Below are 12,357 nucleotides of genomic sequence, written 5' to 3'. Positions count from 1 at the left end.
CAGTGAGGTTTCTAGTTCGATTCGTGTCAGGCCGTGCCCAGCGGTTCAGGCGCTTTGCGGGCACTCGCCGTTTGCGGAATACGCGGCGTTTTCGGGTCGTCTAGCTCGATTTGCGCAAAGGCCATCTGCATGTCGCGTGTCCGCTTGCGGTCCTTCGCGAGCATCATCTGGTTCACGAGAATGACGCCGATCGTCACGAGCGTGATGAAGATGGTTGCGAGCGCATTCATTTCGGGGTTCAAGCCGAGGCGCACGCGAGAGAACACGACGAGGGGCAGGGTGGTCGAGCCGGGGCCGGACAGGAACGCCGACAGCACGAGGTCGTCGACCGAGAGCGTGAACGACAGCAACCACCCGGACAGGATCGCCTGCGAGATCAGCGGCAGCGTGATCACGAAGAACACCTTGAGCGGCGTGGCGCCGAGATCGAGCGCGGCCTCTTCGAGCGACTTGTTCAACTCTTTCACGCGCGACTGCACGATGATCGCGACGTACGACACGCACAGCATCACGTGACCGATCCACATCGTGGTGATGCCCCGGCCCTTGGGCCAGCCCAGCAACTGCTCCATCGCGACAAACAGCAGCAGCAGCGAGATGCCCTGGATCACCTCGGGAATCACGAGCGGCGCATTGATCATGCCGGCGAACAGCGTGAAGCCGCGAAAGCGCCCGAAGCGGGCCAGCACGAAGCCGGCCCAGGTGCCGATCACGACCGACGCACAGGCCGTCATCAACGCGAGCTTCAACGACAGCCACGCCGCGGTCAGCAGCTCGTCGTCCTTTAGCAGCGCGCCATACCACTTGAGCGAGAAGCCGGACCAGACCGTGACGAGCTTCGACTCGTTGAAGGAGAAAACGACGAGGCTGATGATCGGGATGTACAGGAACAGAAAGCCGATCGTGAGCACCGTCACCGAAAGGGGTTTGCTTGGCTTGATCATTTGGTGCTCTCCAATTCCTTGACCTGGTAGTACTGGAACACGGCCATCGGCACGAGCAGCAGCACGACCATTGCAACCGTCACGGCGGAAGCCATCGGCCAGTCCATGTTGTTGAAGAACTCGTCCCACATCACGCGGCCGATCATCAACGTGTCGGCGCCGCCGAGCAGCTCGGGAATCACGTACTCGCCCACCGCCGGGATGAACACGAGGAGACTCCCCGCGATGATTCCGTTCTTCGAGAGCGGCAGCGTGATGCGTGTGAACGCGGTCCACGGTTTGGCGCCGAGATCGTAGGCGGCCTCGAGCAGCGTGAGGTCCATCTTCACGAGGTGCGCGTAGAGCGGCATCACCATGAACGGCAGGTACGAATAGACCATGCCGATATAGACGCCGATGTCGGTCCGGTAAAGACGCAGCGGCTCGTGAATCAGGCCGATCGCCATCAGGAAGTGGTTGAGCAGGCCGTTGTCCTTGAGAATGCCGATCCACGCATAGACGCGAATCAGGAACGACGTCCAGAACGGCAGCATCACGCCCATCATCAAGACGTTGCGTGTCGCCGGATTCGAGCGCGCGATGTAGTAGGCGATCGGATAGCCGAGCAGCAGGCAGAAGAAGGTCGACACGGCGGCCATCTTGAGCGAGCTGATGTAGGTGGCGATGTACAGATCGTCTTGCAGCAGGAACACGTAGTGTCCGAGCTGCAAGGCGAAGTGCACGACGCCGTCCTTGATGCTGACGAGATCGTTGTACGGCGGAATGCCGAGCTGTTGATCGGCGAAGCTGATCTTCAGCACGAGCACGAATGGCACGGCGAAGAACAGCGTGAGCCAGAGGAACGGGAAGCCGATGACGGTCGTCCGGCCCGAAGGCGTGAAGCGAGCGACAAGGGCGCGCAGCGGCGCGAACAACGAACCGGTGTTGGCGTTCGCGCCGGGCAGGGAGGAGGTGGCGGGATTTCTCATGGCGTCCTCATTGCGTCAGCACCACGCCGCTGGCGGGCGACCAGTGAACGAACACGTCGTCGTTGTAGGCGGGCGCACCGTCTTGCAGGAGGTGCGAGCTGGAGAGATTCGACACGACGACTTTGCCGCTCGGCAGACGCACGTGATACAGCGAATAGCTGCCCATGTAGGCGATATCCGTGACGACGCCGCGCGCCCAGTTGTGAGCGGCGCTCGGCTTTTCGCGCGAGACGCGCACGCGCTCCGGGCGCACCGAGATGCCGACCGGCATGCCGAGCGGCCCGGTGATGCCGTGGCTCACGTACATGCGCGCTTCGAGGTCTTCGCTTTCGACGAACACGTGGTCGGGCTCGTCTTCGACGACGAGGCCTTCGAACAGGTTGGTCGAGCCGATGAACTCGGCGGAAAAGCGGCTGTTCGGGAATTCGTAGACTTGCGACGGCGAGCCGATTTGCACGATCTTGCCTTCGCTCATGACGGCGATGCGGCCTGCCATCGTCATCGCTTCTTCCTGGTCGTGCGTGACCATCACGCAGGTCACGTCGACCTTCTCGATGATGTTGACGAGTTCGAGCTGGGTCTTCTGGCGGATCTTCTTGTCGAGCGCGGACATCGGCTCGTCGAGCAGCAGCAGCTTCGGGCGCTTGACGAGCGAGCGCGCGAGCGCGACGCGCTGCTGCTGGCCGCCCGACAGTTGATGCGGCTTGCGGCCCGCATACTTGCTCATCTGCACGAGCGCGAGCGCATCGGCCACGCGCTCCTTGATTTCGTTCTTTGGCGTGCCTTCCTGCTTGAGGCCGAATGCGATGTTGGCTTCGACCGTCATGTGCGGAAACAGCGCGTACGACTGAAACATCATGTTGACGGGACGCTTGTACGGCGGCAGCGTCGCGAGGTCTTCACCGTCGACATAGATCTTGCCGGACGTGGCCGTCTCCAGGCCGGCGAGCATTCTGAGCAACGTCGACTTGCCGCAGCCGGAGCTGCCGAGCAGCGCGAACAACTCGTTCTTGGCGATCGACAAATTGACGTTGTCGACGGCGGTGCTGTCGCCGAATTTCTTGACGACGTTTTCGATGCGAACGAATTCATCCGATTTCGCTTGCTTTGTGAAGGCGATGGGCGAATTGCGGTTCGATTGCGGCGCCGATTGAGCCGCATTAGGCGCTTTGTTGGAAGCTGTCGTATTCATGATCTAACCATTCCGTGCGAATCGCAGGCATGAGTTCTCCCGTGCGAGGCGCGAATGCGGCTCACAGGGCTTGCAGCGATCGAAAGAAACTTGGGGACTGCGCGGGGAGAATCCCGTTAGCGCAGGTTCACTACCGTGATGCGACTTCTTGCCGGTGAGGGATCGAGCGACCCCTCACCCGCGGTCATGAAGCAATCAGTGGCCGGTTTTCAGTTGGGCCCAGAGGCGGTTTTCAAGGCGCAGGATGTCGGTCGGCATCGGCCTCATCAGCGTCATCTTCTTGAGCACGTCTTCTGTCGGATAGACGGTCTGGTCGTTCGCCACCGCGGGTATCACGAATTGGCGTGCGGCATGGTTGGCGGTCGGGTAGAACACCTCATTGGTGATCGCCGCATTGACCTTCGGATCTTCGATGTAGTTGATCCACTTCATCGCTGCTTCGGGGTGTGGGGCGTCCTTCGGAATGACCATCACGTCGAACCACAGGAGGCCGCCTTCCTTCACATTCGAGAACTTCACTTCATACGAGCGCTTGGCTTCCATCGTGCGGCGGCGCGCGATGCCGACGTCGCCCGACCACGCGACCGCGACGCAGATGTCGTTGTTCGCGAGATCGTTGATGTAGCCCGACGAGTTGAACTGCGTGATGTACGGGCGCACTTGCTTGAGCACTTGGAACGCGGCCTGGTAGTCGGCCGGGTTCGTGCTGTTCGGGTCTTTCTTCATGTACTGCAGCACGGCCGCGAATACGTCCACGGGCTGGTCGAGGAACGAGACGCCGCAGCCCTTCAACTTCGAGAGATTCGCGGGATCGAATACGAGCGCCCAGCTATCGACGGGCGCGCTGTCGCCGAGCGCTTTTTTAACGGCTTCGACGTTGTAGCCGATGCCGTCGGTGCCGTAGGCCCAGGGCACGCCGTACTGATTGCCCGGGTCGGCATCGGAAATCATCTTCATGAGCGTCGGGTCGAGGTTCGCCAGATTCGGCAGCTTCGACTTGTCGAGCTTCTGATACACGCCTGCCTGGATCTGCTTCGCCATGTAGTTCGACGTCGGCACGACGATGTCGTAGCCCGAGCTGCCCGCGAGCAGCTTGGCCTGCAGCGTGTCGTCGCTGTCGTAGTTGTCGTACTTCACGTGGATCGACGTTTCCTTTTCGAAGTTCGGAATCGTGTCCTTCGCAATGTAGTCGGACCAGTTGTACACGTTCAGTTCGGTGTCGGCGGCGAGCGCCGGCGTGGCGAATGACGCGGACAAACTCGTGACGGCTAAAAGAGCGGCCCCCGCGATGGCGTGACGAAGATGACGTCCAGAACAATTAACGCTCATGATGAGATTTCCCTTGGAAATAAAAACCCGGCGCGGGTGCCCCCTCTTGTGTGCGGTCGCCGCACCCGTGCCAGGACGGAACTGCCGTTACGAAAGGCCTAATTGCTTAGCGGTGGCGTCGATGGCTTGCTTCGCCTTCGACACGATTTCATCGATCTCGCCACGTGTGATCACAAGCGGCGGCGACAGCAGCATGCGGTCGCCGGTGGCGCGCATGATCAAATTGCCGTTGAAGCAGAAGTCGCGGCAGATCGTGCCGACGTCGCCGCCGTTCGCGAAGCGCTTGCGCGCTTTCGGGTCTTCCGCGAGCTGCAGGCCCGCGACGAGCCCCGCGCCGGCGATCTCGCCGATGATCGGATGGTTCGCAAAGGTTTCGCGCAACAGATTCTGAAAGTACGGGCCGGTGTCGGTCTTCACGCGCTCGACGATCTTCTCGTCGCGCAACACCTTGAGGTTCGCCACTGCGACGGCCGCCGCGACCGGGTGGCCCGAGTAGGTGAGGCCGTGATTGAATTCGCCGTGCTCGATGATGACCTTCGCGACGCCGTCATGCAGCGCGACGGCGCCCATCGGCACATAGCCGCTCGTCAAGCCCTTGGCCAGCGTCATCAGATCCGGCTCGAAGCCGAAGTGCTGATGAGCGAACCACTCGCCGGTGCGGCCGAAGCCGCCTATCACTTCATCGGCGACGAGCAAGATGTCGTACTTGCGGCAGATGCGCTGAATTTCCGGCCAGTAGGTCGAAGCGGGGAAGATCACGCCGCCCGCGCCTTGGAACGGCTCGCCGATGAACGCCGCCACGTTCTCGGCGCCGAGTTCGAGAATCTTGGCTTCGAGCTGCTGCGCGCGAGCGAGGGCAAATTCTTCAGGCGTCAGATTGCCTTCGGCTTCGCCAAAGAAATACGGCTGATCGATGTGGACGATGTGCTCGACCTTCGATGGCATCTGCTCGTGCATGTAGCCCATGCCGCCCAGCGTGCCGCCTGCGATCGTCGAACCGTGATAGCCGTTCTTGCGCGAAATCACATATTTCTTCGACGCCTTGCCTTGCGCGCCCCAGAAGCGATGGGCGATGCGCAGCACCGTATCGTTGCCTTCCGAGCCGCTGTTGCAATAGAAGAAGTGGTTGAACGGAGCGGGCGTGACTTCCGCGAGCAGCGCGGACAGTTCGATGACGGGCGGGTGCGTCGTCTTGAAGAAGGTGTTGTAGAAGGGCAGTTCCTGAATCTGCTGGTAAGCGGCGTCGGCCAGTTCCTTGCGGCCATAGCCGACGTTCACGCACCACAGGCCGGCCATGCCGTCGATGATCTTGTTGCCGTCCGAGTCCCACAGGTAGACGCCTTTCGCCTTCGTGATCACGCGGCTGCCTGTGCGATTGAGCGACCCCATGTCCGAAAACGGGTGGATGTGGTGCGCGGCGTCGAGCGCGCGGTATTGCGCGGTGCTGCGCGCTTGACTCGTCTGGCCGCTGGCGGCAGCGGCGGGCTGCACGTAGGCGATTTCGTCGGTTCTGTAGCTCATGTTTCCTCCAAATGGTTTGCGCTTGCGCGTTGTTGGCTCAAACGTGCAGCAGCAAATGCCTGCGTTCCCACGAACTGATGACGCGGAAGAACGCTTCGTATTCGGTTTCCTTCAACGCGAGATACGCCTTCACGAAGCGTTCGCCGAGGATGTCGGAGAGCGGTTCGCATGCACCCATCAAGCTCAGGCCTTCTTCGAGATTGCGCGGGAGCTGATACGGCAGCTCGTAGCCGTCGCTCGTGAGCGGCTCGGTCGGCGCGAGCTTTTGCGTCATGCCGAGATAGCCGGCGGCAAGCGTGGCGGCAATCGCGAGGTACGGGTTGCAGTCCACACCCGGGATGCGGTTCTCGACGCGCCGCGCAACCGGCGACGAGTGCGGCACGCGGAAACCCACCGTGCGGTTGTCGTAGCCCCACTGCACGTTAATCGGCGCGGCCATGAAGCGCGATAGACGACGGTACGAGTTGATGTAGGGCGCGAAGATCGGCATCAGCGCGGGCGTGTATTTCTGCAAGCCGGCAATGTACGCGTAGAACATTTCAGTCGGCGCGCCGTCGGCGCCGGTGAACAGGTTGCGGCCGGTTTCCTCGTCGAGGAGGCTCTGATGCACGTGCATGGCCGAACCCGGTTCGTTCTCCATGGGCTTCGCCATGAACGTCGCGTACATGTGGTGACGCAGCGCGGCCTCGCGCACGGTGCGCTTGAAGAGGAACACGCGGTCCGCGAGATTGAGCGGGTCGCCGTGCAGGAAGTTGATTTCCATTTGCGCCGCGCCGACTTCGTGAATCAGCGTGTCGACTTCGAGCTCCTGCACCTCGCAGTACTCGTAGATGTCCTCGAACAGGGGGTCGAATTCGTTGACCGCTTCGATGGAATACGCTTGCCGGCCGGTTTCCGCGCGGCCTGTACGGCCGACCGGCGGCTGCAGCGGCAGGTCGGGGTCCTTGTTCATGTCGACCAGATAGAACTCGAGCTCCGGTGCGACGACGGGCTTCCAGCCCTTGGCCTTGTACAGTTCGAGCACGCGGCGCAGCACGCGGCGCGGCGAGATTGCGACGGGCGAGCCGTCGAAGTGCACGCAGTCGTGGATCACTTGCGCGGTCGGATCGACTGCCCACGGGATGAGGCGGATCGTCGACGCGTCGGGAACGCAGACCATGTCGGGATCGGTGACGCCGGTGAAGCTGCCGTCTTCCGGATACTCGCCGGTGACGGTCTGGATCATGACGGCCTGAGGCAGCCGCATCGATTCGCCGGATTCGAACTTGTTGCGCGGAATGATCTTGCCGCGCGCGATACCGGCCATGTCGGGGATGATGGCTTCGACTTCGGTGATGCGGTGTTTCTTCAGAAATTCATCGATGTCTTGCATGATTGTTCTCTTGGCAGAGTTGTGCGCGGACCGGTTGATCAGCGGCGTGCGGCGGCCGCTAATGCAGCATTCAAGCCGGCCCTGGTGCGCATTCGATCGCGGCAGGCTGCGCCAAACGCACGGAAGATCGCATTCGAGAGCGGGTCGTCCGCCTGTTTCCACTCCGGGTGCCATTGCAGGCCCAGTGCGAAAGCGGGAGCGTCCTTCACGCTGATCGCTTCGATCAGTCCGTCCGGCGCGACGGCTTCTACAGCCAAGCCGTCTCCAAGCCGCTCGACGCCTTGGCCATGCAGTGAATTCACGTGCGCCTCGAGTGCGCCGCCAGCGAGGCGGCTGAGCAATCCGCCTTGGCTCAGGCGGATCGAATGCGAGGGGCCGTATTGCAGGTCCAGGGCGTCGTCTTTGTTCTCGCGGTGGTCATTGAGGCCTTCCACCGCGTGAACGCTTTGATGCAGCGTCCCGCCAAAAACCACATTCATCTCTTGAAAGCCACGGCAAATCGCGAGGACGGGGACGCCCGCTTCGATCGCCGCACGCATCAGCGGCAGTGTCGTCGCGTCGCGCGCCGGGTCGTGCAGCGTGCCCGGTGCACTTGCCTCGCCGCCGTAGTGATGCGGCTCGACGTTCGAATAGGCGCCGGTGAAGAGCAGCCCGTCGACCGCGGCCAGCACGTCTTCGGTTGCCTGTTTGGCACCCAGAGCGGGCAGCAGCATCGCCAGCGCTTCCGAGCCGTCGATGATCGCGGCGATGTATTTCTCGCCGGTCACATGGGACGGATGCGCTCCCATCATCGTTCTGTCGGCGGTAACGCCTACTAGCGGTTTCTTTTGCATGACTAACAGTGTGATTCTGTGGCCGCGGCAAGCGGCATCGAAAACTTTCGCTTTGGTTGGCAGCGTGCCGCGGCTTTCTGCGGACGAGCAGACGCCGCCTGACGTTGCGCGATGGCGCACGCCGGACCCAAGCGAAATGGATGGAGCGGTTCGATTTCCCGGATGCGAGGCGCAACGGGTCCCATCGTTCGATCGACGCAATGCCAAGACGAAAGCCAGGGCACAGCGACGGACGAGCGAAGGCGAGCGCAAACCGTGCGAATCAACGCACGTTCACGCAATCCGATAAATCGAACCGCGGAAAAGGAGAGAGGCGCTACGGGAGCAGGGAAGCGACCTCGTCGCAGTGCACCGCAATGAAGGCGCGTGCTGCGACTGAATTGTGACGTCGGACGGAGCGACGGGAGAGGATCGTGAAGACGGACAGGAAACGGCGAAACGCAAGGCTGCCGCTGCTGCCGTCGGCGATGGCGCCGTCAGCACGGGGGCAACCCCGCATCTGACTTCGATCCCACCTAACCAAAGGGCCTCGGACTCTCACGATTACACTCGACTGGCTGCGTTGAAAGTATTGAACGCCTCGTTTGAGAAAACGCCTGGGCGTTTAAAGAAACGGGGCATCGGTTTATCGTTTGCACCTTTATGAGCCATTTATGCTGCATTGCGTGACAAAGGTGTGACGACGACCTGGGAATCAGGATATACGAGCCAAAAACGGCGTCAATTCCTTTTATGAAATTTTTGCTCGGGGCTTTCCCTGAGCGGATGCCAAACATATGGACAAGCGAATGTTGGGGGACGTGGCCGCGATTTCTTCAATTTTTCAGGGTTTCCCCGAGCGGCGCGCGCGTTAAAGTGATTAGAATATTCAACACCTGTAGTCGCTATTCACTCCAAACCAACCCCGATTCGAGAGCGCATGGTGTCCATCGAAGTGGCTACCCGTCTTCAGTACATTCGTAAGAAGCATGGCTTGTCGCAGCGCGAATTGGCCAAGCGCGCTGGTGTGACGAATGGGACGATCTCGCTCATTGAGCAAAATCGCGTGAGCCCTTCGGTGGGTTCGCTCAAGAAATTGCTCGAATGCATACCGATGAGTCTCGCGGAGTTCTTCACCTTCGATATCGAGGAGAACCGCGCGGTCATAGCACGCCGCGCGGACATGCCGAATCTCGGCAACGAGTCGATCGAGTTCTACCTGGCCGGCGCCGGCGTGAAAGACCGCAACATGTGCATCTTGCGCGAGGTCTATCAACCGCTCTCGGATACGGGCCCCGAGATGCTGCAGCATGAAGGACACGAGGGCGGCGTCGTCGTCAGCGGTCAGATCGAGTTGACCGTCGACGGCACGACGTGGCTGCTCGACCCCGGCGACAGCTATTTCTTCGAAAGCCGCTTGCCGCATCGCTTTCGCAATCCGAGCGCGGAGCAAGTCTGCGAGATCGTGTCGGCGAATTCGCCGGCAACGTTCTAACGACTGCGCTCAAGCGCAAGCGAACCCAATCTCGACACAGTACCGGCGCACGACGCGCATCGCGTTCCAGCCGGTGCAGCCATCACGAGTCACGGCGCACCGCGCATCGAACGCATAACAGTGAGGCATCCTGATGGAAAAGAAGAACCTGAGTTATTGGAATGACTTGGCCGCCAAGCTCTCGATCGAAGGGCGGGCGTTTATCGACGGCGAATACTGTGCGGCCGCATCGGGCCGCACGTTCGATTGCGTGAGCCCGATCGACGGCAAGGTGCTTGCGAAAGTCGCGGACAGCGGCGCGGAGGATGTGGATCGCGCCGTCGCCGTTGCGCGGCGCGCTTTTGACGCGCGCGTATGGGCAGGGCTCAACCCGCGCGCGCGCAAGAAGATCCTGCTGCGCTGGGCCGCTCTGATGCGCGAGCAACTCGACGAGCTCTCGCTGCTCGAAACGCTCGACGCCGGCAAGCCGATCGGCGACACGACGAGTGTCGACGTGCCCGGCGCCGCGTATTGCGTCGAGTGGTTTGCCGAAGCGATCGATAAAGTCGGCGGCGAAGTGGTGCCGAGCGATCATCATCTGGTGGGCCTTGTCACGCGTGAGCCGATTGGCGTGGTCGCGGCCGTCGTGCCTTGGAATTTTCCGATCCTGATGGCCTCGTGGAAATTCGGTCCGGCGCTCGCGGCGGGCAACAGCGTGGTGCTCAAGCCGTCGGAGAAGTCGCCGTTGACCGCGATCCGCGTCGCGCAACTCGCGCACGAAGCCGGTATTCCGGCCGGTGTATTCAACGTGCTGCCGGGCGGCGGCGAACCGGGCAAGCTGCTCGCGTTGCATCAAGACGTGGATTGCCTCGCGTTCACGGGATCGACCAATGTCGGCAAGCTGATCATGCAGTACGCCGGGCAGTCGAACCTGAAGCGCGTGTGGCTCGAACTCGGCGGCAAGTCGCCGAACATCGTGCTGCCCGATTGCCCGGATTTCGATCGCGCGGCCAATGCCGCTGCGGGCGCGATCTTCTACAACATGGGCGAAATGTGTACGGCGGGTTCGCGACTGCTCGTGCATCGTGATATCAAGGATGCGTTCCTCGATAAAGTCATCGCTGCCGCGCGCAGCTATACTCCCGGCAACCCGCTCGATCCGCAGACCACGATGGGTGCGATCGTCGACAAGATCCAGCTCGAGCGCGTGCTCGGCTATATCGAAGCGGGACGCGCCGAAGCGAAGCTCATGCTGGGCGGCTCGCGTGTGAAGGCGGAAAGCGGCGGCTTCTATATCGAGCCGACGATTTTCGATGTGGCGACGCCGGATGCGAAGATCGCCCGCGAGGAGATCTTCGGGCCGGTGCTGTCGGTCATCACGTTCGACAGTATCGAAGAAGCGGTGAAGATCGCCAACGACAGCGAATACGGCCTCGGCGCCGCGGTCTGGACCGCGAACCTGACCCACGCGCACGAAATCGCGCGCAGCTTGCGGGCAGGCACGGTATGGGTCAACTGCTACGACGAAGGGGGAGACATGAACTTCCCGTTCGGCGGTTATAAACAATCGGGCAACGGCCGCGACAAGTCGTTGCACGCACTGGAGAAGTACACCGAGCTGAAGTCCACGCTCGTGCGGCTGCGCTAAAGGATTCGCAAGCCAGCGTGGCGGCGCCATTGCGCGCGCCGTCGCGTTCCCAATGAATCCGACGCCGGAATCGCGCGCTTAACCAGGAACCCTTGCGCGCGTTATTCGGCACGTTCCATCAGGTCGTCTCATGACTGAACTCCTCTATGGCGATGGCGCCATTCGCCGTCCGTCCCTCTACGGGTCTTCCATCGAAAACACTTACGCGGGCGTGCTGTCGTTCATGCGACGCAAATACACGCGCGAACTCGACGGCGTCGATGTCGTCGTGTCCGGTGTGCCGCTCGATCTCGCCACGACGTTTCGCTCGGGCGCGCGGCTCGGGCCATCCGCAGTGCGCGCGGCGAGCGTGCAGCTTGCGGAGCTGCATCCCTACCCGTGGGGCTTCAACCCGTTCGATGATCTCGCCGTGACCGACTACGGCGATTGCTGGTTCGACGCGCACAACCCGCTGTCGATCAAGCCCGCGATCATCGAGCACGCGCGCACGATCCTGCGCTCGACCGCGAAGATGCTGACCTTCGGCGGCGATCACTACATCACGTATCCGCTGCTTGTCGCGCATGCGGAGAAGTATGGCAAGCCGCTCTCGCTGATTCACTTCGACGCGCACTGCGATACGTGGGCCGACGACAGCCCCGATTCGCTCAATCACGGCACGATGTTCTACAAGGCCGTGAAGGAAGGGCTGATCGATCCGAAGACGTCGGTGCAAGTGGGCATTCGCACCTGGAACGAGGACTTTCTCGGCATCAATATCCTCGACGCCGCATGGGTGCACGAGCACGGCACACGTGCCGCGCTCGAGCGGATTACGTCGATCGTCGGGAGCCGGCCAACCTACTTGACCTTCGATATCGATTGCCTCGATCCGGCGTTTGCGCCGGGAACGGGCACGCCGGTGCCCGGCGGGTTGAGCTCCGCCCAGGCGCTCGCGATCGTGCGCGGCTTAGGAGGAGTGAACCTGATCGGCGCCGATGTCGTGGAGGTGTCGCCTGCGTATGACCAAAGCGAAGTGACGGCGCTCGCCGCCGCGCATATCGCTTGCGATCTGCTGTGCCTGTGGCGCCAGAAGAAGGTCGGGGCGCGCTGACGAC

General features: G+C 61.8%; 11 protein-coding genes. 3 read left to right on the top strand and 8 right to left on the bottom strand.

Going from position 1 to position 12,357, the window contains the following annotated elements; translation table 11 throughout:
* Positions 1–26 precede the first annotated feature (26 nt).
* The 8 genes from AAHK20_RS29475 to AAHK20_RS29440 form a co-directional block, all read right to left on the bottom strand.
* Positions 27–944, bottom strand: a complete 918-nt coding sequence (locus AAHK20_RS29475; RefSeq protein WP_449185029.1) for an ABC transporter permease subunit — start codon at positions 942–944, stop codon at positions 27–29.
* The gene (locus AAHK20_RS29470; protein ID WP_449185028.1) at positions 941–1,912 is read right to left on the bottom strand and encodes an ABC transporter permease subunit; all 972 of its coding nucleotides are present in this window, start codon (positions 1,910–1,912) and stop codon (positions 941–943) included. The genes AAHK20_RS29475 and AAHK20_RS29470 overlap by 4 nt, the downstream gene beginning before the upstream one ends.
* Positions 1,913–1,919: 7 nt before the next feature.
* Positions 1,920–3,104: an ABC transporter ATP-binding protein gene (locus tag AAHK20_RS29465; protein ID WP_449185027.1), complete on the bottom strand. Its 1,185-nt coding sequence runs from the start codon at positions 3,102–3,104 to the stop codon at positions 1,920–1,922.
* A 195-nt stretch (positions 3,105–3,299) separates the two neighbouring features.
* Positions 3,300–4,433 (bottom strand): polyamine ABC transporter substrate-binding protein, encoded by a 1,134-nt coding sequence (locus tag AAHK20_RS29460; RefSeq protein WP_449185026.1) that lies wholly within the window; start codon positions 4,431–4,433, stop codon positions 3,300–3,302.
* Between the two features lie 87 nt (positions 4,434–4,520).
* Positions 4,521–5,954 (bottom strand): aspartate aminotransferase family protein, encoded by a 1,434-nt coding sequence (locus AAHK20_RS29455; protein ID WP_449185025.1) that lies wholly within the window; start codon positions 5,952–5,954, stop codon positions 4,521–4,523.
* A gap of 37 nt (positions 5,955–5,991) precedes the next feature.
* On the bottom strand, positions 5,992–7,326 hold the full coding sequence (locus AAHK20_RS29450) for a glutamine synthetase family protein (protein ID WP_137336721.1): 1,335 nt from the start codon (positions 7,324–7,326) through the stop codon (positions 5,992–5,994).
* Between the two features lie 38 nt (positions 7,327–7,364).
* Positions 7,365–8,159: a gamma-glutamyl-gamma-aminobutyrate hydrolase family protein gene (locus tag AAHK20_RS29445; protein WP_449185024.1), complete on the bottom strand. Its 795-nt coding sequence runs from the start codon at positions 8,157–8,159 to the stop codon at positions 7,365–7,367.
* Positions 8,160–8,475: 316 nt separating this feature from the next.
* Positions 8,476–8,682 (bottom strand): hypothetical protein, encoded by a 207-nt coding sequence (locus tag AAHK20_RS29440; protein ID WP_137336719.1) that lies wholly within the window; start codon positions 8,680–8,682, stop codon positions 8,476–8,478.
* Between the two features lie 399 nt (positions 8,683–9,081).
* Between AAHK20_RS29440 and AAHK20_RS29435 the strand changes: the two genes are divergently transcribed.
* The 3 genes from AAHK20_RS29435 (at position 9,082) to speB (ending at position 12,353) form a co-directional block, all read left to right on the top strand.
* Positions 9,082–9,633, top strand: coding sequence for a cupin domain-containing protein (locus tag AAHK20_RS29435; RefSeq protein WP_449185086.1), 552 nt, complete (start codon positions 9,082–9,084; stop codon positions 9,631–9,633).
* 133 nt (positions 9,634–9,766) lie between these two features.
* A complete protein-coding gene (locus AAHK20_RS29430) occupies positions 9,767–11,260 on the top strand; it encodes an aldehyde dehydrogenase (protein WP_449185023.1) in 1,494 nt (497 codons plus the stop codon).
* Between the two features lie 130 nt (positions 11,261–11,390).
* The gene (gene speB, locus AAHK20_RS29425) at positions 11,391–12,353 is read left to right on the top strand and encodes an agmatinase (protein ID WP_449185022.1); all 963 of its coding nucleotides are present in this window, start codon (positions 11,391–11,393) and stop codon (positions 12,351–12,353) included.
* The last annotated feature ends 4 nt before the right edge of the window (positions 12,354–12,357 follow it).

Source organism: Trinickia camelliae, assembly GCF_053525655.1.
This window is presented reverse-complemented; position numbering and strand designations above follow the sequence as displayed.

Bases quoted from the DNA above. Each gene is read 5' to 3' on its own strand.
- AAHK20_RS29475 (WP_449185029.1), bottom strand. From the start codon at position 944: ATGATCAAGCCAAGCAAACCCCTTTCGGTGACGGTGCTCACGATCGGC.
- AAHK20_RS29470 (WP_449185028.1), bottom strand. From the start codon at position 1,912: ATGAGAAATCCCGCCACCTCCTCCCTGCCCGGCGCGAACGCCAACACC.
- AAHK20_RS29465 (WP_449185027.1), bottom strand. From the start codon at position 3,104: ATGAATACGACAGCTTCCAACAAAGCGCCTAATGCGGCTCAATCGGCG.
- AAHK20_RS29460 (WP_449185026.1), bottom strand. From the start codon at position 4,433: ATGAGCGTTAATTGTTCTGGACGTCATCTTCGTCACGCCATCGCGGGG.
- AAHK20_RS29455 (WP_449185025.1), bottom strand. From the start codon at position 5,954: ATGAGCTACAGAACCGACGAAATCGCCTACGTGCAGCCCGCCGCTGCC.
- AAHK20_RS29450 (WP_137336721.1), bottom strand. From the start codon at position 7,326: ATGCAAGACATCGATGAATTTCTGAAGAAACACCGCATCACCGAAGTC.
- AAHK20_RS29445 (WP_449185024.1), bottom strand. From the start codon at position 8,159: ATGCAAAAGAAACCGCTAGTAGGCGTTACCGCCGACAGAACGATGATG.
- AAHK20_RS29430 (WP_449185023.1), top strand. From the start codon at position 9,767: ATGGAAAAGAAGAACCTGAGTTATTGGAATGACTTGGCCGCCAAGCTC.
- speB (WP_449185022.1), top strand. From the start codon at position 11,391: ATGACTGAACTCCTCTATGGCGATGGCGCCATTCGCCGTCCGTCCCTC.